At 44.1% G+C, this 22821-nt stretch carries 19 protein-coding genes; 18 read left to right on the top strand and 1 reads right to left on the bottom strand.

From position 1 onward, the window contains the following. Nucleotides 1-20 precede the first annotated feature (20 nt). The 10 genes from A3EU_RS0100210 (at nt 21) to A3EU_RS0100160 (ending at nt 10778) form a co-directional block, all read left to right on the top strand. Complete coding sequence (locus A3EU_RS0100210) at nt 21-887, top strand: c-type cytochrome (RefSeq protein ID WP_020534099.1); 867 nt, start codon at nt 21-23, stop codon at nt 885-887. 1565 nt (nt 888-2452) lie between these two features. Further along, on the top strand, nt 2453-4009 hold the full coding sequence (locus A3EU_RS0100200) for a preprotein translocase subunit SecG (RefSeq protein WP_020534097.1): 1557 nt from the start codon (nt 2453-2455) through the stop codon (nt 4007-4009). 45 nt (nt 4010-4054) lie between these two features. Next, the gene (locus A3EU_RS0100195) at nt 4055-5908 is read left to right on the top strand and encodes a cytochrome c oxidase subunit I (RefSeq protein ID WP_020534096.1); all 1854 of its coding nucleotides are present in this window, start codon (nt 4055-4057) and stop codon (nt 5906-5908) included. A 5-nt stretch (nt 5909-5913) separates the two neighbouring features. Next, complete coding sequence (gene cyoE, locus A3EU_RS0100190) at nt 5914-6861, top strand: heme o synthase (RefSeq protein WP_020534095.1); 948 nt, start codon at nt 5914-5916, stop codon at nt 6859-6861. A 4-nt stretch (nt 6862-6865) separates the two neighbouring features. Then, on the top strand, nt 6866-7453 hold the full coding sequence (locus A3EU_RS0100185; protein ID WP_020534094.1) for a cytochrome c oxidase subunit 3: 588 nt from the start codon (nt 6866-6868) through the stop codon (nt 7451-7453). Nucleotides 7454-7596: 143 nt separating this feature from the next. Then, on the top strand, nt 7597-8574 hold the full coding sequence (locus A3EU_RS0100180; protein ID WP_020534093.1) for a cytochrome c oxidase subunit 3: 978 nt from the start codon (nt 7597-7599) through the stop codon (nt 8572-8574). A 74-nt stretch (nt 8575-8648) separates the two neighbouring features. Further along, the gene (locus A3EU_RS0100175) at nt 8649-9074 is read left to right on the top strand and encodes a cytochrome C oxidase subunit IV family protein (protein WP_020534092.1); all 426 of its coding nucleotides are present in this window, start codon (nt 8649-8651) and stop codon (nt 9072-9074) included. Between the two features lie 178 nt (nt 9075-9252). Continuing rightward, a complete protein-coding gene (locus tag A3EU_RS0100170) occupies nt 9253-9912 on the top strand; it encodes a hypothetical protein (protein ID WP_020534091.1) in 660 nt (219 codons plus the stop codon). An 11-nt stretch (nt 9913-9923) separates the two neighbouring features. Next, a complete protein-coding gene (locus tag A3EU_RS0100165) occupies nt 9924-10502 on the top strand; it encodes a DUF420 domain-containing protein (RefSeq protein WP_020534090.1) in 579 nt (192 codons plus the stop codon). A gap of 18 nt (nt 10503-10520) precedes the next feature. After that, complete coding sequence (locus A3EU_RS0100160; protein ID WP_020534089.1) at nt 10521-10778, top strand: hypothetical protein; 258 nt, start codon at nt 10521-10523, stop codon at nt 10776-10778. Nucleotides 10779-10784: 6 nt separating this feature from the next. On the opposite strand, the gene A3EU_RS28880 is transcribed toward A3EU_RS0100160, so the two are convergent. Next, nucleotides 10785-11201 (bottom strand): DUF423 domain-containing protein, encoded by a 417-nt coding sequence (locus A3EU_RS28880; protein ID WP_020534088.1) that lies wholly within the window; start codon nt 11199-11201, stop codon nt 10785-10787. Between the two features lie 227 nt (nt 11202-11428). Here A3EU_RS28880 and A3EU_RS0100150 point away from each other — a divergent pair, with 227 nt between their 5' ends. The 8 genes from A3EU_RS0100150 (at nt 11429) to A3EU_RS0100110 (ending at nt 22812) form a co-directional block, all read left to right on the top strand. Continuing rightward, on the top strand, nt 11429-13951 hold the full coding sequence (locus A3EU_RS0100150; protein WP_020534087.1) for a hypothetical protein: 2523 nt from the start codon (nt 11429-11431) through the stop codon (nt 13949-13951). A 171-nt stretch (nt 13952-14122) separates the two neighbouring features. Continuing rightward, a complete protein-coding gene (gene mqnB, locus A3EU_RS0100145) occupies nt 14123-14803 on the top strand; it encodes a futalosine hydrolase (RefSeq protein ID WP_020534086.1) in 681 nt (226 codons plus the stop codon). A gap of 603 nt (nt 14804-15406) precedes the next feature. Next, the gene (locus A3EU_RS0100140) at nt 15407-16300 is read left to right on the top strand and encodes a prephenate dehydratase (RefSeq protein WP_020534085.1); all 894 of its coding nucleotides are present in this window, start codon (nt 15407-15409) and stop codon (nt 16298-16300) included. Nucleotides 16301-16343: 43 nt separating this feature from the next. Beyond that, nucleotides 16344-17519 (top strand): pyridoxal phosphate-dependent aminotransferase, encoded by a 1176-nt coding sequence (locus tag A3EU_RS0100135; RefSeq protein ID WP_020534084.1) that lies wholly within the window; start codon nt 16344-16346, stop codon nt 17517-17519. A 4-nt stretch (nt 17520-17523) separates the two neighbouring features. Further along, nucleotides 17524-18363 (top strand): prephenate dehydrogenase, encoded by an 840-nt coding sequence (locus A3EU_RS0100130; protein ID WP_020534083.1) that lies wholly within the window; start codon nt 17524-17526, stop codon nt 18361-18363. A 4-nt stretch (nt 18364-18367) separates the two neighbouring features. After that, nucleotides 18368-19447 carry a bifunctional 3-deoxy-7-phosphoheptulonate synthase/chorismate mutase type II gene (locus A3EU_RS0100125; protein WP_020534082.1) on the top strand — a complete coding sequence of 360 codons (1080 nt, stop codon included), beginning with the start codon at nt 18368-18370 and terminating at the stop codon, nt 19445-19447. An 809-nt stretch (nt 19448-20256) separates the two neighbouring features. Further along, the gene (locus A3EU_RS28875) at nt 20257-20679 is read left to right on the top strand and encodes a gamma-glutamylcyclotransferase family protein (protein WP_020534080.1); all 423 of its coding nucleotides are present in this window, start codon (nt 20257-20259) and stop codon (nt 20677-20679) included. Between the two features lie 42 nt (nt 20680-20721). After that, on the top strand, nt 20722-22812 hold the full coding sequence (locus A3EU_RS0100110) for a thioredoxin domain-containing protein (protein ID WP_020534079.1): 2091 nt from the start codon (nt 20722-20724) through the stop codon (nt 22810-22812). The last annotated feature ends 9 nt before the right edge of the window (nt 22813-22821 follow it).

Here is a 22821-nt window from a genome sequence, read left to right as displayed (position 1 = left end):
ACGCTAGCAAGAAATTTCTGATGAATAATATTAAGCTGATCATCATTGCCTTTTCTGTATCCTTGCTGATGTACGCATGTGCACCTGCGGATGGAGAATTCACGGGTTCAGAGTATATGCCTGATATGGGGCATTCTTTGGCCTTGGAGGCAAATACGTCTAACTACTATTACTACAATACCTGGGACAAGGAGAGTACGATCACGCTCAACGCTTTGTTGAAGCGTTCTAATCTTCCTGTTACTGGTACTGTTCCTCGCGGTTACGCTGGGCAATTCCTGGACAGCAATGCTGGTATGGAAGAAGGAAGTGTAACTGATATAACAATTCCTACAAATGGTTCTGTACCTTACTACTATGTAGATACGGAAGAATCAAGAGCACAAGCTATTGCCGAGATTATTGAGAACCCTTTTCCTATTTCTGCTGATGGTTTGGCACGAGGGAAAGAGCTTTACAATATTTTTTGCGGTATTTGCCACGGTGAAAAAGCAAACGGATTGGGGTATCTTTATGATGCTGACGAAAATCCAAATGCGAAATACTTGGCAGCACCGGCTAATCTGATTAACGAAGAATTTACTGCTGCCAGCAATGGCCGTTTTTACCACGCTATTATGTATGGTAAAAATGTAATGGGAGGATATTCTGACAAAATCAGCTACGAAGAACGTTGGCAGGTTATCCACTACATTCGTTCTTTACAGGCGAAGGAAGCAGGAGCTACCTACAATGAGGATGAGAATACTTTTAATGCTGCGTTCGGTATACCTGGAGCATCTGTTACACCTTATACTCCTCATCCGGTGATGATGGAAGAAGGCGTGGAGGGCCACGATATGGAAGCACCCCACACTGAAGGGGAGCATGATACTGATCAGCACTAAGTAAATCGTCCCAAAAGACGAGACAGACAAGTAAAAAATTCGCAGACGCACAAATAATACGCGATGAACCAATTTACGTTTGAGGCCAAACATAAGACCGTACTAGGAGCATTTATGGCACTAGGTGCTATTTGCTTGGCCTTAACCGCCTTGGGAGACGATAGTTTTCTCACCCGGACCTGGTCTAATTTCCTACACAATTCCGTTTTCTTCTTAGGAATCAGTTTTGTGTCAATTTTTGTATTGACGGCTTTCACTACGGCTTATGCCGGTTGGCACCTGATGATTCAGCGAGTCTGGGAAGCTTTCTCCGTTTTCCTCGTACCAGCCCTGATCCTGATGGTGATCATGGTAATAGGAGTAGTATTCGACCTCAATCACATCTACCATTGGGCAGATGAAGCATCTGTTGCTGGCGATACTATCCTCCAGGGTAAGAGCTCCTTCCTTAACAATACATGGTATAGTTTAGGTACCATATTGATTGTAAGTACCTGGGCATACTTTGCCTACCGCTACCGTACACTTTCAAAGGAAGAAGACGAAGTAGGAACGGAAGAGTACCTTCAATACAAGAAAATCAAGAAAATCTCTGCTATTTTCCTTCCTATCGCTGGTTTTACCAGTGCGGCAATGATTTGGCAGTGGGTTATGAGTGTTGATGCTCACTGGTACAGTACGCTTTACGCTTGGTACGCAACAGTATCGTTGTTTGTGGCAGCAATGGCACTTACCATTATGCTGTTGATCTGGTTAAAGTCTAAAGGCTACTACGAAAATGTTACCAGCGAGCACTTTCATGACTTAGGTAAGTACCTTTTTGCATTCAGTGTTTTTTGGACCTACATGTGGTTCAGTCAGTACATGCTGATCTGGTATGCTAATAACGGTGAAGAAACGACTTACTTCTTGACACGGATGCACGAGTATCCAGTGTTGTACTGGGGTAATTTGATTCTTAACTTTATTCTACCATTCCTCATTCTTATGCGGAATGATACCAAGCGGAAATTTGGTACACTGTTCTTTGTTTCATTTATCGTTTTCTTCGGCCACTGGTTCGATTACTTCCAGATGATCAAGCCAGGGGTAGCGCATACAGCTCATGAGATTCATGAAATGCATCATGCTGGAGGTGATGATCACGACGCAGCCACTTTAAGTATGGGAGATGATCACGCAAGTGAAGCTCATGCAACGGAGCACGCTGAGGACGACCACGCTACTACAGCTGGACACGGTGATGAACACGCTGTAGAAGGACACGGTGATAGTGGACATNGACACAGCTCTTTCCAGATGGGGATGACCATCCCTGGTTTGTTAGAGATCGGAACCATGTTGGGCTTCCTGGCATTCTTCCTGTTTATTGTTTTGACCCGCTTATCTAAAGTGAAGCTGGTTCCAGAGAATCACCCATTTGTTCACGAAAGCGAACACCACCATACGTAGTCTTATTTAGATTAAGTCTAAACAAAGAATTGTAGTGAGCATTTTCCTATAGTCTTTGTTTTACTAGCGTAATTTGTGGAACAAATTTTGACTTTTTAAAATAATCATAGCAAATGACTGCTTTATTAGCCATATTGTGTATCATCTTAATTGCGGTAGTAGCAGTGCAGATCGGTAAGGTTACCGAGCTGGCTTCTAAAATCCGTGGCGAAGAAGATAGTCAGGAAAGAAGTAATCGCACCACCAGCCGCTGGTTGTTGATCTTTATGGTTCTCTTCCTGGTATTTTGCATTGTTTCGGCTTACTACTATAAGAATTACATGTTGGGTTATGGCCCACATGAATCGGCTTCTGTCCATGGTAAGAGTTTGGATAAGATGTTCAATATTACCGTAATTGTTACGGGTATTGTATTCTTTATTACTCATATTGCCTTGTTCTGGTTTTCTTATAAGTATCGTCAGCGGAAAGATGGAAAAGCTATTTTCCTTCCTCATAACAATACCTTAGAGGTAGTTTGGACTGTAATTCCTGCTGTAGTGATGACCTTCCTGGTTGTAGGTGGCTTGGATGCATGGAACGATGTAATGGCCGATGTAGGTACGGATGAAGATGTCATTGAGATCGAAGCTATGGGTTATCAGTTTGCTTGGCAGCTTCGTTACCCTGGACCTGACGGCAAATTGGGATCGCGTGATTTTCGCCTTACTTCTGGTACCAACCCTGTAGGTCAAGACTGGACGGATGAATCCAACCTGGATGATATTCACCCTGGCGAGATTGTTCTTCCTGTCGGCAAAAAAGTGCGAGTACGTATTTTAGCTCGTGATGTATTGCACGATTTTTACCTGCCTCAGTTTCGGGTGAAAATGGATGCTGTACCAGGTATGCCTACGTACTTCGTCTTTACGCCTGAGAAAACGACTGAAGAGTACCGTCAGGAATTGCGTAAATATGCTGAATACCAGGTACCTGATCCAGGTGATCCTGAGAAGCAGCTTTGGGAAAACTTCAATTATGAGTTGGCTTGTGCCGAGCTTTGTGGTACTGGACACTGGAGTATGCGCCGTTTAGTACGGATCGTTTCAGAAGAAGAGTACAAAGATTGGTTAGGTCAGCAGCAGTCTTACTACATGACGGCTATTCATCAGACAGAGAATGACCCTTGGCCGATAGATGGCAAATTGCCTTCTATTGTGTCGCAGAGCCGCAAGCAAGAATTTACGACTCTTTTAGATGGTGCATTAAATGCAGCTACTCCCGAAGATCGTACATTCGTACTCAAGTATGTTACCTTCGAAACAGGTTCAGCTGCATTGACAGAAATGTCTAAGACTTATGAAATGGCCAATGTTATCGAAGCTATGAAAGAAAATACAGCCTTGGTTATTGGCCTTGGCGGACACACTGATAATACAGGTGATGCTGACGCTAATATGTTGCTTTCTCAGCAGCGTGCTCAAGCAGTAAAAGATTACCTAGTGGCAAATGGCATTGATGAAGGCCGTTTAGTAGCAAGTGGTTATGGACAAAATGACCCTATTGCGGATAATGGTACAGAAAAAGGCCGTGAACAAAACCGTAGGACAGCATTTACTGTTCTAGCAGGTGGCCAGGCGATCACTACTGTTGTTCCGGCAGCAGCAGAGGCCGCTCCGGCAGGCGAATAATTGCATTAGGACAACTTTTGAAACAGAAAAAAAATTAAATAGCGAATGGCAACCGCAGTAATTCAACCGAATACGGTAGAAGAAAAGCTGATTGATGAGCTGGGTTATGATGATCATTTTCATGAGCATCATGACGGAGATAAGTATCAGTCTAACTTTATTACTACCTACGTTTTTAGTCAAGATCACAAGATCATCGCTAAGCAATTCCTGATTACGGGAATGTTTTGGGCTGTGATTGGTGGCTTGATGTCTCTGGTGTTTCGTCTCCAGCTTGGTTTTCCTGAAGAAAGCCTTGCGTGGTTGCAGCCAGTGTTAGGCAAGTGGATTGAGATCAATGGAGAAGGCATGGGGTCGTTATCCCAGGAGTTTTACTATGCATTGGTGACGATGCACGGTACCATTCTTGTCTTCTTTGTATTGACCGCTGGATTGAGTGGTACTTTTAGTAATCTACTGATTCCGTTGATGGTTGGAGCTCGTGATATGGCTTCCCCACTATTGAACATGATGTCCTACTGGTTTTTCCTTTTGGCTGGCCTGGTAATGTTCTTTTCGTTATTCCTAAGTACTGGACCTTTTTCTGGAGGCTGGACAGCTTATCCTCCTTTGAGTATTCTACCAGAAGCCTCCGCTGGATCAGGTGCAGGTATGACTATGTGGACCTTGAGCTTGGTGCTTTTTGTTGTCTCTGTACTTTTAGGAGGTATCAACTACATTACTACGGTTCTTAACTTGCGTACCAAAGGAATGACAATGTGGCGTATGCCATTGCCGATTTGGGCATTCTTTATTACTGCAATCATCGGTCTGTTGTCTTTCCCTGTATTGGCATCTGCATTCTTCTTGGTAATGTGTGATCGGGAGTTGGGGACAAGCTTCTATCTCAGTGAAATTTTCATTGGCGGTCAAGCACTTGATCATGTAGGTGGTAGTCCTGTACTTTACCAGCACTTGTTCTGGTTCCTTGGACACCCCGAGGTATACATCATTATCCTTCCTGCGATGGGTATTGTATCTGAAGTACTTTCTGTGAATGCGCGTAAGCCAATCTTTGGTTATAAAGCGATGGTTTACTCGATCCTTGCGATTGCTTTTCTATCGTTTATTGTATGGGCTCACCATATGTTTATGTCTGGTGTTAACCCATTCATTTCGAACTTCTTCGTAATCTTTACACTGATTATTGCGGTACCTTCTGCGGTAAAAGTATTCAACTGGATTGCGACTTTATACGGTGGTAACATTCGGTTTAATCCGGCAATGTTATTTGCCATTGGTTTTGTATCAATGTTTATCTCTGGTGGTTTAACTGGTATTTTCCTGGGTAACTCCGCTATTGATATTCAGATGCACGATACTTACTTTGTAGTAGCTCACTTTCACATTGTGATGGGTGTTGCCGCATTCTTCGGAATGTTTGCTGGTGTTTATCACTGGTTCCCTAAGATGTATGGCCGCTTTATGAATGATACGCTGGGTAAGATTCACTTCTGGGGTACGATGGTTGGAGCTTATGCTATTTTCTGGCCAATGCACTATATTGGTATGGCTGGTGTTCCTCGTCGTTACTATTCTTTCGATATTTTCCAGACGTTCAGCCATTTTGCAGAAATGAACAAGTTCATCACTGTAGCTGCAATTTTGGTGTTCGCATTCCAGGTGTTGTTTATTATCAATTTCTTCTACAGTATTTGGCGTGGTAAGAAAATGACGACACAGAACCCTTATGGTGCAACAACACTAGAGTGGACAACTCCTATAAAGACAGGACACGGAAACTGGCCTGGTAAAATCCCCGCAGTTCAACGTTGGCCTTATGACTACGGTAAGGACGGTCAGGATTTTATCCCTCAGATTATGCCCCTAAAAGAAGGTGAGCACGATGGTGGTCATTAAGATAAATGAAGCATTCAATTTCTAAGCATAAAGAAACATCTCTGAATCCGGTAGCTGATAGTGTATCTATTGACAAGCCATTTGCTGCACTTAGACTTCGGATTCAGGATTTGTTTCTGCTGGTGAAATTCCGGCTATCGGCAACAGTAGTTTTTTCTTCAGTAATCGCTTATTTGATTGCTGCAACAGGTACGATCAGTTTTACTTCCTTAGCGATTTTAGCTGCTGGAGGATTTCTGACCACAGGGGCGGCTAATACGCTGAACCAAGTACTTGAAAAAGACTATGACCGATTGATGAAACGTACTGCTAATCGCCCTTTGGCTGCAGGACGTATGAAAACATCAGAAGCAGTTTTAGCAGCAGGGTTTATGAGCCTTTTTGGCATTAGCCTTTTGGCTGTTTTTAATCCATGGACTGCTTTTTTTGGAACTTTTGCATTAGTAAGTTATGCTTTCGTTTACACACCAATGAAGCGAGTTTCTCCGGGAGCTGTTTTAATTGGCGCTGTACCTGGTGCACTTCCGACCCTCATTGGGTGTGTAGCTGCACAAGGAGAATTAACCTGGCTGGGGCTAACGCTCTTTGCAATCCAGTTTTGTTGGCAATTTCCCCATTTTTGGTCGATTGCTTTCCTGGGTTATGAAGATTATTCCAAAGCCGGTTATCAGCTCGTTCCAGAAGAGGAAGGGCAGATTGATTTGAAAAAATTGGGTCAACAAGCTTTAGGCTACGCTTTAGTACTTATACCACTTGGCATACTTCCTACTTATTTTGGGTATACTGGCTGGTGGTCCGCAGGAATTGTGGCAGTATTAGGAGTATTCTACAGTTATTTCGCCTGGCGTTTTTTACAGCAACCAGAACGAAAAACCGCTTTGCAGCTTATGTTCTTTTCCTTTGGCTATATCCCGCTATCGCTTTTGCTTTTTTGGGGGGATAAAATGATTTAAAGAGATGACAGATTCTATCATGGCAGAGCAAACCGGGAGTAATAGAAACAAAATCCACCCTAAGAAATTTGCACTCTGGGTGGCTTGTGCAAGTATGTCGATGCTTTTTGCGGCACTTACCAGTGCTTATATGGTACGGCAGGCAGCAGGGAACTGGTTAGAGTTTCCGTTGCCAAATATTTTTTTTGTGAATACACTGGTGATTTTGATTAGCAGTGTAACTTTGCATGGTTCTTATCTAGCGTTCAAAAGAGAACGAGAGAATTTATACAAAGGATTATTGCTAATAAGTCTGCTTTTAGGGCTTGCCTTCGTGGTGCTTCAGTACCAAGGATGGGAAGCATTGGCAGCAATGGGAATTCCTTTGAAACTTAACCCTAGTGGTGATTTTGTTTATGCCCTTTCGTGGATTCATTTGGCTCACGTTTTGGGAGGAATCACGGCTTTGGTTATCGCTTTAATCATCGCATTTTCGCGCAAGTTCAAAGTGACACCTGCACGGAAGCTACGATTTGAGTTGACTTTGACTTATTGGCATTTTGTTGGAGGAGTATGGCTGTATCTTGTCGTCTTTATGGCGCTTCAGCGATAACCCACAAATAACCAATAAGGGTAAATAGACAAAACGAAAAGCATTTTTATCCTAAAGAGATAATCTGCTTTGTCGCTAAGAGCTTGTTGCTCCTGCTGAGTACAAGTTCTATATTAAATGTTAGACAAAACAAACGCTGCACGATGGCAGAACATGACACTACCGTAATGGAACATGATGTCCACCATGAACAAGGAGCTTGGGATGGAGGCACAGAACCGTTTAAGGCGAGTTACGGCAAGCTGATGATGTGGTATTTCCTACTCTCAGATGCTTTTACTTTTTCTGGCTTTCTGATTGCTTACGGCTCATTGCGGTTTAGTAGCCCGACTTGGCCAGTACCAGATTTTGTGTTTTCAACGGCACCTTTTGGTCTTCACGGGGCTCCATTGATCTTCGTAACTTTCATGTCCTTCTTATTGATCATTAGCTCCGTTACGATGGTGCGAGCGGTACAGGAAGGTCATCGCGAAAACAAAAGAGGCGTTGTATTCTGGATGCTTCTGACAGTACTTGGTGGTATAGGCTTCTTAGGCTGTCAGGCTTGGGAGTGGAATAACCTTATTGCTACAGAACACATGTCTGTAACGCGTAACCCTTTCGGTACGCATACAGAAGAAGGCGTTTATCTGGGCCCAGATGGTAAAGCAGGTGAAGAAGCTGTTGAACCAGGAAAAACCTATTTACTGCATAAAGCAGATCTTGATCCTTCCTTAACTGATACAGAAGTTATTGCTTCTTTTTCCGGTCATGGAGATGATGAAGGACACGCTAGTCATGCTGTGAATGCTTATGACAAGGACTATGGCTTTATGTACGTAGACGAAGGAGGATTTATTCATCGTAAGTTCGTCGTAAAAGAAGGTGAGAATCCTGGTGAAATCATGATGGAAGATTACGGGCCAAAAGCTTTTGGAGCGCTCTTCTTTGGGATCACTGGTTTCCATGGTTTTCACGTACTTTCAGGTGTTGCTTTTCTTTTGATCATTTTGATCAATGCAGGAAGTGGTGTTTATGCTGCTCGTAAGAACGGCTACGAGATGGTAGAGAAAATTGGTTTATACTGGCACTTTGTAGATTTAGTCTGGGTGTTTGTATTCCTTGCATTCTACCTCCTTTAATTCAATTTGATAATTATCAACCAATGAGAGCGATCTCCTTTAGTTGATTAAGATAATATTCAATTCTATCCGAAATGGCTGGACATAAAACATACGAAGAATCGATCAAGGACGTATACAAAGGCCTCGCTTTATTGGGAGCTGTAACCTTGGTTGAGGTATTCATCTCACTCTTGGGTAAGGGACACATCGGTATCGACGTAAGCGACTACAAAGTAGTACTGTGGATTATTGCTCTTGCATTGATAGGGCTTTCTCTCTACAAGGCATATTTTATCATCTATGAGTTCATGCACATGGGCTATGAGGTGAGAGGTTTGGCAATGAGTGTACTACTTCCTATCCTTTTACTGGTTTGGGCATTGATTGCTTTCTTCCAGGAAGGTAATAGCTGGAAAGAGCGCCGAGAGGATGTCAAAAAACGTGAGCAGGTAGATCCTAATGCGACACCCGCTCAAGAAAGTTTCCTTCTTCCAGAGGATACTTACCTTTTGAGCTAAAGGTTACTTAATAATAGCTCATCCTTCCGGATATTATACTAGTCATCTCGTAGCTTCGGGATGACTAGTGTAGTTTTTGCACCATCTGAAATGGGATTGTCATATTTCGGTGAGGATGTGATTTCGGGCTGAACCCAAAGCATAAGGAGTTGTTCTATATTTTATAATAATTGAGTTTATGACTAATAAGCAAGAGCGTCCGGGAATTTTAGGAAGGCTGTCTTCTATTCTGGGGCTTACTTTTTTCCTGATCATTTTACCTTTAGGTAGCTACATCTACCTGAGTAAAGGTTATGAGTATCAGAAAGAAGCAATGAAAGATCTTCGTAAGGAGCAGCGCTTGACCGACCTGACAGGACTGCAATTACTCGCTGGTCAAATGCCGAAAATGGAAATAGGGGAAAGCTTTTATTTGTTTGGACTCCTGCCAACATCGGCTGATCGGGAGAAATATGCGAGTGTACTCAAAAAGCTACATACTCAATTCGATATTCCTGAGAACCTTGAATTATGGACACTTTTTGCAGATGGTGACAGTGTACAGGTTGCAGCGTTTCAGAAGGATTATGAAGTTCCCGTTGATACTGCTCAGTTGTTGTATTGGGGAAGTAATCAAGAGAGCTTTGATCGCTTGATTGCAGAAATTGCTTTAGTACCCGAGGAAAAGGCTCGCTTGAAGGAGGGCTTAATTGTTCTTTTAGATGATTCACTCTATATCCGTCAGGCTTATCCTTATACTGATGAACAAGTATTGCAGCGGTTGGTAGAGCGTACGGCTATCTTATTGCCAGAAAGAGACAAACCCAAACCAGAATTACGCCGCGAGGCGGAGATGTAAAGCTAATCAAGATGACAGAAGCACAGCGTACAACAGAGCGAAAGCTCAAAACCTTTACTTGGATTGTCACCTTCCTGGTGCTTGTCCTTGTTGGCTTAATGAGGAGAGTTAAGGTTCCGCTTCCAGAAGGAGTAGACTTTTCGTTTCTCCCTCCTTTCTATTCTTTATTGAATGCCTTGGCGGCTTTAGCTTTGCTGGCATCACTCTATTTTGTTAAGACAAAAAAAATCCTTCTTCACCGGAAGTTTAACTTTTTGGCATTGGGGCTTTCAGTATTGTTTTTGCTTTGTTACGTCTTGTACCATTTTACTACTCCCGAAACAATTTTTGGAGATATTGATGGCGATAAAATATTAAGTACAGCGGAAGCTGCGTCTGTCGCTGGTGTGAGGCCTTATTACCTGGTACTTCTTTTGAGTCATATTGTGCTTGCAGCAGTTAGCCTCCCTTTTATCCTGCTTACCTTTATTAAGGCTTATACGGAGCAATTCGAGCAGCACAAAAAGTATGCACGTTATGTTTGGCCTATTTGGTTTTATGTATGCCTAACGGGGCCTATCTGTTATTTATTATTGAAGCCTTATTATTAATATTAAAGCTCCTTTACCATGAAGATGATTAATAAATATCTGCCTTTTTTATTGCTGTTAGCGCTGTTTTGTATGCCCTTGCTGGCCGAAGCTCAGTGCCCAATGTGCCGCATGACGGCAGAGAGTAACCTTGCAAATGGTGGTCAGGAAGGAGAAGGCCTTAACAACGGTATTCTCTATATGCTCGCTACACCTTATTTGCTTATAGGAGTGATTGGTTACGTATGGTGGCGTAATCGCAAAAAAAACGATGAAGTTGAATTAGAAACGAAATAGAAAAAGTTATTCAGAATGACTTTTTCTATAGCGCTTTTCATTGTCCTGGAAAGTAGAGATTGCAAGTACCACCCAACCCGCTACAAAAAGCAATCCCCCAATGGGGGTGATAGGTCCTAATAGGTTAGTTGGAAGCGCAACAAGGTCTGCGAAAGCAAGCAAGTAAAGCGACCCTGAGAAACAAACAATTCCTCCAAGGAATAACCAGCCAGCGATTGGCATAAGGCTAGTCTTACGGAAATATAGTAGGGTTCCGACAAGTAGAATGGCAAATGCATGGTAAATTTGATATCGCGTCCCGGTTTCGAATATCCCCAGTTTTTCAGCACTGACAATTTCTTTTAAGCCATGTGCTCCAAATGCTCCGAAAATAACTCCCAATGCCATTAATATGGCACCAATACGTAGAAAATTCTTGCGCATTATATTGATTTTAATGCGTTAGTAAATTATGATACACGGTTTTGATTGCTATTTGTTCGGAACATATCTAAAGGTGTCCGATCAAATAAGAAAGGGGAGGGGGCTATCCAATTCTATGGGTAGACTACTTTCAAAGTACCTGTTAAGGCGATGCAAATGTCTGAAAAAATTGGCATAAATAATAATCTTATCCATCTTTGATCTCTAATCACTAGTTTCCCCTACTTATGCGTAAGAAAATCCTCTTTATTGTTTTATTGCTTGGCGTTCTTGGAACTTCCTACTGGCTCTTGCGTTCACAATATCGCCTGCCTTTTGATCAGGTGAGCGTCTTCCAGGCAGTGAGTACAAATAGCAGTGTATTGGTAGGGCTTCCAGATATTGCTGATGGAGCAATTGAGTTGAATAATCAGCATTTGTGGTTCTTAGATGCTCAAAGAGTTAGAGATGTTCTGGATTCCCTGAAATTGACAGAGGACCCTGAATGGAGAGAGTGGTGGTTGCTTCCCGAAGTGGGAAATGGCCCTCATGATGCTGCGTACACCTTTATCGGTTCAGCTTCCAGTGGATTAGCTGCTGCGTGGAATCCCTCGAATTATGGTCCCACATTGAATTTTGCTGGCGGTGATATTTATACTTTTGGAATTGCATCAGATGATCCGGTATATTTTGCTCGCTTTCACAACATCTTTCTAGCTGGTCGGTATCCTTTTCAAATTGAAAATGCGCTATTGAGCCTTTCTGGGCAAATGGAGGCATGGCCTAGTGAGGAAGGTTTTGAGGCATTGCAATCAGGTATTGCTCATTGGCCATCAGCAGGAGAACGAATCCTGTTGCGAACGGGTAAGTTGGAAGATAGAATTCCTGAAAGTTGGCTCAACACCAAAGCATTACTTACCTACCAAGAACTGGGAGAATGGCTGGCATTAAGGGTAGAGGGAACCGACAGTACAGCACTTGCAGAAGGCGTTTTGGTGAATACTACCAAGGGATGGACCGCTTACGATACGATGACTGATTGGGATAAGGTGCCCGAAATTGTCCAAGAATTATTTCCACTTTCAAGTGGAACAGAGCAGGATAGTAAAACACCCCTTGATACCTGGCTAGGATCAGGTGGTTGGCAGATGGAATTAGCCAATCCCGGGCAGCAAAATCGAATTGCTCCGCGTCTCTGGGTTTTGCCCATAGGGGATACAACAGCTTTTGCCAGCTTTAGGGACACTTACCTGGGGGGAGGCCAGTTTCTAGAAGAAAGCCGCTACCAATTGTTTGAGTTGTGTCAATTACGGACAGCGGCCGGGGTAGCTAGTCTTAGTGATCGAAAGGCTTGGCAGCCTTGGATTGTAGAATTACCTGATGCCTTACTGGTGAGTGTTTTTAGAGAAGATATGGAGCGTTATTTGGATTATTACTTGCTTGGAGCTACGCTGAATAAACAAGAGCATTTTCTTGAACTAGCCGGGATGCTAAAAGCTGCTAAAGGACCAAAAGGTTACTATAACTGGGGCCCATTGCGTGATGGTGAAACAAATTGGCTAAAACTACTATTCCCACAGTACGACTGGAGCGCTAATGGTAGCTTGTATTATGAGGCGATCACTAAAAAAGAAGGGGTTTGGTTGCTAGAGGGGGCAATAAAGAGCCCTCCGGAGAATACAGCAACTGCTAGCCTACGCTGGAAGACACAATTGCCTACGCAAGAAAACTTGACCTTAGTTCCTGTTCGAGGTTTTGGCCATAGCCTGCCAAAGCAGTTTATGGCTCAAGCTGCTAATGGTGATTGTTGGTTGATCAATAAAGAGGGTGATATTTTATGGTCGGATCGTACACTGCCCAAACTGTATTCACCAGTATGGCGGATTGCTAGTGCTGGTGGTGAAGCACAATACTTTGCAACGTCTACCGGGGGGATTCATGCTTGGTCAGAAGCTGGAATTGCTAAAAATATCCGGTCGGGGATCGCTGCTCCTTCTGCTGGCCTTACGGTCGTTGCTTTTGATCAGGTGGGCGATGAATACCTCGTTTTTCCTACACAAGAAGGAACTATAGAGATGCTTGACTTAGAGTGTAAGGCGGTAGAAGGCTGGCCGGCCAAGTTATCAGGTCGAACGATTTCTAATCTTCCCATTACTCATTGGCAACTCCCACAAGAAGATTTGTTGATAGCCTGGACGGGGAAAGAGAGTTGGCAGATGTTTGGGAAGTTTGGCAGTTTTCTGTCGAGCCTGCCAGCAGTACCTGAGGTTCCATTGGGTACCCCTGGGCTAGAGTTGAACACGGAAGACCCTGACGCTAGTCGGATGATAATCGCAACAGCGAGTGGGAAAATAAATGTATGGGACTTGGAAGGGAATATTTTTCCGTTGCCGCTGGGGCGAGGGCCTGCAGACAACTTCCTTTTTGCCAATATTTGGGGAGATGGCCGGAGTGATTACATCGTTCAACGAGGATCATTGGTTCATCTGTTTGGATACGAAGGTGTGGAATTTAAAGAGCGCTGGCAGCAACTTCTGGGCTTCACTCCGCGCGCCTTGCTGCCTGCTGAACCGTTGGGTACCATCGCGGTGCAGCAATCCCCCGATCAACTTTGGTTGATTGATGGGCAAGGGGCGATTGCTCCTGGTTTTCCGTTACCCGGCCAAGGGCAGGCCATCCTGAGCGGAAATACCCAAGGGGCGTATTTTTTAGTGACCACGCTTAGAGGAGAGGTGTATGCTTATGACTTGTTGAGTGGGGGAGGAGAATGATGTTTTGAGGGCTTCTCGGCCTAGCGATGTGGAGTAGTGGCTGCCAAAGGTAGCCAGACCCAGGTTCTCCTGGGGCCGAGTGAATAACGAGCTACGTAACGTAGCGCCCGAAGGGAGGCCAAAAAAGCATAATAGAATGATAACCAAAGCTATTTTAACGCTCAAACAACCATGAAGATACTCTTAGTCGCCGCGACCACTTTTGAAATAGCACCACTCCTGGATTTTCTCCGAGGGGAAGGCTGGGAGCGTGAACCCAATCATTTTCAAAAAGAAGCTTTAAGTATCGAGGTACTGATCACTGGTGTAGGTTTGCCATTGGCTGCATTTGCTTTGGGGCATCGCCTTGCTACTCGGAAGTACAACCTTTTGGTGCAAGCGGGAGTAGCGGGTGCCATTGATCGGAATTTGGAATTAGGGGACGTGGTAGAGGTCGTTTCTGATTGTTTTGCTGACTTGGGCGTGGAGGAGGCCGACGGGGCATTCACGCCTGTTACAACTATGGACTTGATTGATGGAGATGTGTTTCCGTTTAAGGAAGGACGACTTTGGAATACCTCTGATGATCGCCCTGCGTTTCTTCCCAAGGTACATGGTATTAGTGTCAATACAGTGCATGGCACCGAAGAAAGCATTATGAAAATGAAGACCAACTTTCCTTTTGGGCAAGTGGAAAGCATGGAGGGAGCAGCCTTTTTTTACGCAAGTCTGCAGTACGGAACGCCTGCTTTGCAAATTCGCGCCATCAGTAACTATGTAGAAAAAAGGCAACGTGAGCGCTGGAAACTGAAAGAAGCGATTGAAAATTTGAATAAAGTACTTCAGGAAATGCTATTGTCTTTCAGCGGATAAAAGAAGCGAACATTCGTTTGTTTTTTTTTCGATTTTAAGTAAATTGTTTGTGTCATTCAGATTATTTCTCTAGGTTTGCTTCGTACACAAGACAAAACAGTCATGTTGAGTAGCAATTTCTTTTATTTCTGTGGTTTTTATTTTTATGCTTAAGCATAAAGGAATCACGCTATTGCTCAAAAACAAGACTTAAAGTAATAATGATGGTTCCGCCAAAAGCGGGACCATTTTTAATTTAGAGATTGTTGGGGAATTTTGCGAACTGATTTTCAACGATTTGAGGTTCTGACTAAGGGATTAAAATTGAGTTTAGCGGGCTAAATGAAATTTTTATACCGACGACAGGTTCACGAATCCTTGAAAATGCAGGAAGCATAAACCCTTTTCTTCTCATTAATTTAGGGTATTCGTTTTTCAATAAATGAAATTTCCCAAGAAGCTCTTTAGCCATGCCAAATTATACCACCACCATTAGCTATAGCTTTTATAGCTTTTATTTCTTTTACGGTGCTCCGTAGATGGAACTTTGGTATAGTATCAGGTATACTGTTAAAAAGTCCCGTCGGAAACTGCGGGACTTTTTTTATTTAAACAACTCAGAAAATGTCAACAACTTCAGACGATCAATCGACACTAGCCCCGGCGGAGGCAACAGTAGGTAACAAACTACGTGTAGGTATCCAGGGCTACAGCGGAGCCTTTCATGAAATTGCTACCCGTCGGTTTTTTCCGGATCACGAATTGGAAATCATAGCTGCTCATACTTTTGAAGACTTGATGGATGATTTGCTTGAAGGAGCTAAGATGGATGTGGGGTTGATGGCCATTGAGAATACGCTGGCAGGTAGCCTGATGAGTAACTACCGCCTTTTGTTGGACAGTAAAGTGAAAGTAGTCGGAGAGGTTTTCTTGCGTATTGAACAAAACCTACTGACTTTGCCGGGGGTGAAAATCGAGGACTTGGAAGAAGTTCATTCTCACCCGGTAGCGATTGCGCAGTGTCGAAAATTTTTCAAGCAGTATCCTCATATTCAGTTGGTGGAGACCGTGGATACTGCCCTAAGTGCCCGCGAAGTAAAAGAAAATAATTGGCGTAAGGTAGGCGCTATTGCATCGAATTTAGCTGCTGAATTGTACGATTTGGAAGTACTTGCCGCCGGGATTGAGACCAACAAGCAGAACCATACCCGTTTTTTGGTTTTGCGTAGAGAAAAGCAGGCTACTGCGACTGCCTCCGCAAATAAAGTATCGCTTAGTTTCACCGTAGACCACACGGCAGGTAGCCTCTATAAAGTGTTGGCTGTGCTTTCTGCTTACAATGTGAACCTCACCAAAATCCAATCGGCACCTATCATAGGAAAGCCTTGGGAGTACCTCTTTTTCGTAGACTTTGTTGTTGATGGAGCTATGAGCTGGGAACAAGCTATTGAGGCTATTCGCCCAATCACCCATGAACTTCATATTCTAGGTGCTTACGCTCAAGGCGTTAAAAACTAACCACCCATCCAACCAACTAACAATCTAACAATCTAACAAATAAATGATCTCATCAACCATCATCGCACCGGCCCAACGATTGGGGCAAGTCGAAGAATACTATTTTTCGCGAAAGCTGCGTGAGATTGCCGAAATGCGTGCAACTGGGCACGATGTATTGAATTTGGGAATAGGAAGTCCAGACTTACCTCCTCATTCTTCAGTAATTAACCGGTTGCAGGAAGCAGGTGCGCAAGCAGGAAACCATGGTTATCAATCATATCAGGGAGTGCCGGAGTTGCGGGAAGCATTTGCGGAATGGTACGAACGGTATTTTTCGGTTCAACTAGATGCCGCCACCGAGGTATTGCCGCTTATTGGTTCCAAAGAAGGGATCATGCACATAAGTATGGCTTTTCTGAACCCCGGCGATGAGGTACTGGTGCCTAATCCCGGATATCCAACTTACCGCTCTGCTACTGAGCTGGCGGGTGGGGTAGTGCGTTCCTATGATTTATCGGAGGAAGGCGGCTGGTTTCCTGATTTGGAAGTACTGGCGGCCAAAGGCCTGGAGCGCGTAAAGATCATGTGGGTTAACTACCCGCACATGCCAACAGGCACACCTGCACAGTCAGGCCATTTTGAAGCCTTGGTCGCTTTTGCGAAAGCACACGGTATCCTGCTGGTCAATGACAATCCCTATGCTTTCATTCTCAATGAAGAGCCGGGGAGTTTATTGGCGGTGCCTGGCGCAAAGGAAGTAGCCCTTGAGCTTAATTCGCTGAGCAAGGCACACAATATGGCTGGTTGGCGAGTAGGGGTACTGGTGGGAGCAGCAGAATATCTACAGATCGTCCTTCGCTTCAAAAGCAATATGGACTCTGGTATGTTTAAGCCTGTGCAATTGGCGGCGATAGCTGCGCTGGAATTGCCAGCATCCTGGTATGCCTCGCAGAATGAAGTTTACGGACAACGTAAAGCGAAGGCCGTAGCCTTGTTGGAGATGTTGGGCTGTGAAATTTCAGGTGATCAAGTAGGGATGTTCGTATGGGCACGTGCGCCTAAGCATCATGCTGATGCTTACGAACTTACGGATGCCGTTTTGGCTGAAAAGCACATCTTTTTGACACCGGGCGGAATTTTCGGCAGCGCCGGAGAGCAATACGTTCGTATATCGCTGTGCAGCCCGGTGGAGGTGCTAGAGCAAGCTATTAACCGATTGAAAAACTTTAAAGCATAACCCTGTGGTTGTTACGATAATAGGAATAGGACTGATTGGCGGATCGTTGGCCATTACCTTGAAGGAGAATGGTTTTGCCAGCCGTATTATTGGTGTAGATCAGAGTCAGGAAAACCTGGATAAGGCTATTCGTCGTCGTTTGATAGATGAGGATATGGAGCTTGCAGAGGCGGTGGCACAGTCAGATGTTGTCGTTGTCGCTACGCCGGTAGATGCTATGCTAAGCCTGTTGCCAAAGGTTTTAGACCTAGTGGATCGCCAGGTAGTGATGGACATGGGGTCGACTAAAATAAATATTCTGGAAACGGTAAAGGGGCACCCCAAGCGCGGACGCTTAGTGGCGACTCACCCGATGGCAGGAACAGAGTATAGTGGGCCAGAAGCCGCGGTGCCAGCGCTTTTTGACAACAAGTGTACGGTGCTTTGTGATGTAGAAGAGAGTGATGAGGATGCCCATGAAATAGTAAAGCGCCTTTATGCTAGCATCCCCATGCGGATTGTATACCTGAATAGCCAGGAACATGATTTACACACGGCTTACGTTTCGCATATCTCACACATTAGTTCTTTTGCGCTAGCGCTGACGGTATTGGAGAAGGAAAGAGATGACAACCACATTTTTCAGTTGGCCAGCGGTGGTTTTAGTAGCACCGTACGCCTAGCAAAGAGTTCGCCGGATATGTGGATTCCCATTTTTCGGCAAAACCGGGACAATGTTCTGGATGTATTGGATGAACACATTAATCAATTGGCACGTTTTCGTAGCCTGCTCATTAAAAAGGATTATGAAAAATTCTATGAGCGGATTGAAGAAGCCAACCAAATTCGAAAAATAATTTCTTAAGAATATGAATATGCAATTTGAACCTATCGCGCCGAAATCAAAGCGCCCCTTCATCATTGCCGGCCCTTGTAGTGCCGAGACAGAAGGACAAGTAATGGCTACGGCCAAAGCACTGGCAGAACAGAATATCGACCTCTTTCGGGCAGGTATTTGGAAACCCCGTACTCGTCCTGGTTCTTTTGAGGGCGTTGGTAAGGAAGGGCTATCCTGGTTGAAACGCGTGAAGGAAGAAACGGGGCTGAAAGTGACTACTGAAGTCGCCAAAGCCGATCATGTTTACGAAGCTCTTAAATATGGTATTGATGTACTCTGGTTGGGTGCTCGTACGACGGTCAATCCATTCTCTGTTCAAGAGATCGCTGATGCAGTAAGCGGTATGGATATTCCAGTGTTGATCAAGAATCCTATCAATCCTGATTTACCCCTTTGGATGGGAGCGATTGAGCGCATTTACAAAGCGGGGATTACTAAGATTGGCGTTATCCATCGAGGTTTTTCTTTTCATGGGGAAACCAAATTTCGGAACGTTCCAAGGTGGCAGCTGGCCATTGAATTGAAGCGTAATTTCCCTGATCTGATGATGATTTGTGACAACAGTCATATCTGTGGCCGTCGTGATTTGTTGCAGGAAGTCGCCCAAGAGGCGATGGACCTCAACTACGATGGAATTATGACGGAAGTTCACCCCCGCCCTGATGAGGCCTGGAGTGATGCCGCACAGCAGATTACCCCGGATACTTTCCGCGACCTGGTCAGTAGCTTGGTGTTGCGCCAGGAAAACAGCGACGATGTTGAATACCTTGCGCATATTGATGATCTGCGTCAAAAGATTGATGAAATTGACGATGATTTGCTAAAGCTATTGGGTAGCCGAATGAAAGTTTCTGAGAAAATTGGCGAATACAAAAAGCGTAACAACATTGCTATTTTACAAACTTCTCGCTGGAATGAAATCCTTGATCAGGTGATGGTCAAAGCCAATGCGGAAGGATTAAGCGAAGGCTTTGTCAATACTTTCCTGCGTGCAATTCACCAAGAGTCGATTGATCATCAGGAAAAGGTGATGAACAGCCAGGAAGCTTAGTATGAAACACTACGGACTTTTGCCGATACCGAAGGGGAAGTCCAGTTAAAGAATAAGAAGTCGTCTGTGTATAAAAGCACAGACGACTCTTTTTTTTTATCTTGCAAGCTAGAAAGAGTAGTTTGTAATACTTTTGTATTTTGGTTTTACGCAATATTCAGTACATCATCTATTATTAAAGGATACGCGACATGAAAAATTTATTCATTATTCTAGCCCTACTTATTCCGGGCTTTGTTTGTGCTCAGTTTTCTCAAATGGAGAAAAGCGGTATTTCTATTATTGTTACCGATGGCACCTTTGATTCANCCCATAGCCCGCAACGCCCTCCGGGAGATGCTAAATACCAAGACCCTATCCGTTCCTTAGGGATGGTTGATGCTATTCAGGCTGGCGCTTTTACTGTCAGGCCAAGATTTGGCACAACGGGGTACCTGCTTGTGTTCTGTGTGAATGATTCAGTAGGAGGAAAGCAAGGAACTCTCGAAATGGATGGTAATACTTATTACGGCATCTACCGATTGATTCGGCAAAAAATCTCTGCTGAAGAAGAAGTGCCGGAAGGTATGACCAGTTACCGATTAAAAGGAACGGTTTTCTTTCTCGGAATTTCATAGGTCATTCTTAGTATTGCGCAGAAAATAAATGACGATTTTTTAAGTTTATCAAATAGTTAAAATACTTAAAATGAAGCGTTTATTCAACTATTGTGAAAAACAAAATCACATTTTATTTTCGTGCTGTTCCCTAGACAACTTTAAAAATCCCAAAGTTTACGCTTTGGGATTTTTGAGTATAACAAAGTAGTATTGTCAGATCATGTTTTTGTTTATGGTACTTTGCTAAGCACGATTCCTTCAGCGGCCAGTAAGTGGCTTTCTGAAAATGCTCAGTTGTGTGAGCAAGCCAGCTTTCCAGGTGTACTTTATGATTTAGGTTCTTACCCTGGTTTTGTACTTGGTGAGAAAAGAGTAGGCACTGTTGCTGGAGAGATACATTGCCTCATTGAACGTGATAGTGCTTTGGATTGTCTTGATAAATACGAAGGTCTTGATGAGGAGCCTCCACTTTATAAAAGGGAGTTGTTACTTCATCCTAAATATGGGGAGGTATGGACCTATACTTACCAAGGTGAAACCAAGGGTTTATCATTAATTCCCGGTGGTGATTATTTAAACTACTATAAAAAACAGGCGAGACACCGCTTGTTTATTGGCTCCGTTAAGAAGTGATTTGTTCCTAACGACAATTTTACGAAAGAATAATTCCTAATAATGAAGAAGGTAATGTTAAAACATTGGGTCGGTATTCTAGGATTACTAACCATCTATAGTTGTACTTCTACCTCTCAGGAAGGGGGGCATTTGTATACGAATGCACTCGTTAATGAGAGTAGCCCCTACCTGCTACAGCATGCGCATAATCCTGTTAATTGGAACCCTTGGGGGGAAGCAGCTTTGGCAAAAGCCAAGGAAGAAGATAAATTATTGGTCATCAGCGTTGGTTATGCCGCTTGTCATTGGTGTCACGTCATGGAGCATGAAAGCTTTGAAGATACCTTGGTGGCGCGCATTATGAATGAGCACTTTGTTTCAATAAAAGTAGACCGCGAGGAACGCCCGGATGTTGATGATGTGTACATGGCGGCTTGCCAGTTGGCCACCGAGCAGGGTTGTGGTTGGCCTTTGAATGCGATCGCTTTGCCGGATGGGCGCCCGATTTGGGCAGGTACTTATTTTCCGCGCAAGCAGTGGGTGGAAATCCTGGAATACTTTGTCAAAGAAAAAGAGGAGAACGGGGCTAAAATGGAGGATTACGCTGCTAATCTTACAAAAACCATTAATGCTGTAAGCGCCCTCGCACCAGTAGGCCAGATGCCAGAATTGAAGCCGGAGAATGCCGATAATTTTGCCCAATCCATGCTTTTAGGCCTGGATGCTGAACGAGGAGGCCGCAAAGGTTCTCCCAAGTTTCCGATGCCGGATATTTTCTCCTGGCTGCAAGAGTATGCCTTTTTTACAGGCAATGAGGAGGCTCGCGGTGTTTGGAAAACTACCCTTGATCAACTAGCTGCAGGAGGAATCAACGATCAATTGGGTGGCGGTTTTGCTCGCTACTCAACGGATGATAAATGGTTGGTACCGCATTTTGAAAAAATGCTTTATGACAATGCCCAGCTAGTGAGTCTTTTTTCAGATGCTTTCGCAGAAACGGGAACACCACGCTATAAAGAAGTTGTAGAAGAGACCCTCACCTTTATTGAAAGGGAATTGATGGATAAACAAGGCGTTTTCTATTCTAGCCTGGATGCAGACAGCGAAGGTGAAGAAGGTAAGTTTTACGTCTGGACAACGCAGGAAATCGATAGCTTGCTATCGCCCGCATCGGCTGAGTTAGTAAAAAAACATTATCGTTTTACCGAGCGTGGCAACTGGGAAGAGGAAATGAATATCATGCATTATGATCCTGTTGCTGCGCCTTTGTCTGCGGAGGAGCTTAGCACATTAAAAGCGGCGAAATCCTTATTGCTTCAGGCGCGAGCGCAGCGCGTACGACCAGGCCTTGATGATAAAGTCTTAACTGCCTGGAATGGCTTGATGATAAAAGGTTATGCCGATGCTGCTGCCGCACTACAAAGTGAAGATTACTTGAAAAAAGCTATAACCGCTGCGGATTTCATCGATACGAAGATGAAACGAAAGGACGGAGGCTTGTGGCGGAACTATAAAGATGGAAAATCTTCCATCAATGCCTTTTTGGATGATTATGCATTGACCAGCCAGGCCTACCTGCGACTTTACGAACTCACGTTTGACGAAAGCTGGTTGCGCAAAGCAGAGCAGTTGACGACTTACGCCTTGGAACATTTTTCGAACCCGGAAAGTGATTTGTTGTTTTATACTTCAGACCTTGACCCACCGTTGATCACTCGTCGTACAGAGATCAAAGACAACGTGATAGCGGGTTCCAACTCTGCATTTGCACAGGTTTTATGGCAACTAGGGTTATTTCTCGACCGGGAAGACTTTAGCGAGCAGAGTCAGAAGATGTTAGCGGCAGTGCTTGCGAGCCCTGAGGCGATACAAACACCTAGTTTTTATGCCAGTTGGGGCGAGTTGATGTTGAAAATGGTCTATCCACCTTATGAAGTCGCGATTGTAGGGGAGGGGTGGCAGTCGTTAAATCATGAGCTGCAAGCTTCTTACTTGCCTAATGCCCTTTTCCTGGGAGGGACTGATGAAGGAAGCCTTGCCTTGTTGGAGAATAAAGCCGTTGAGGGAGAGACCTTTATCTACGTTTGCCGAAACAAAATTTGTAAGCTGCCTGTGCAAACGGCAGAGGACGCCAAGGCGTTGATGGATTAATTGTTTAAG

Source organism: Lewinella cohaerens DSM 23179 (genome assembly GCF_000379805.1).
GTDB classification, from domain to species: domain Bacteria; phylum Bacteroidota; class Bacteroidia; order Chitinophagales; family Saprospiraceae; genus Lewinella; species Lewinella cohaerens.
The sequence above is the reverse complement of the archived record's forward strand: the minus strand, read 5'-3'. Positions and strand labels throughout refer to the sequence as shown.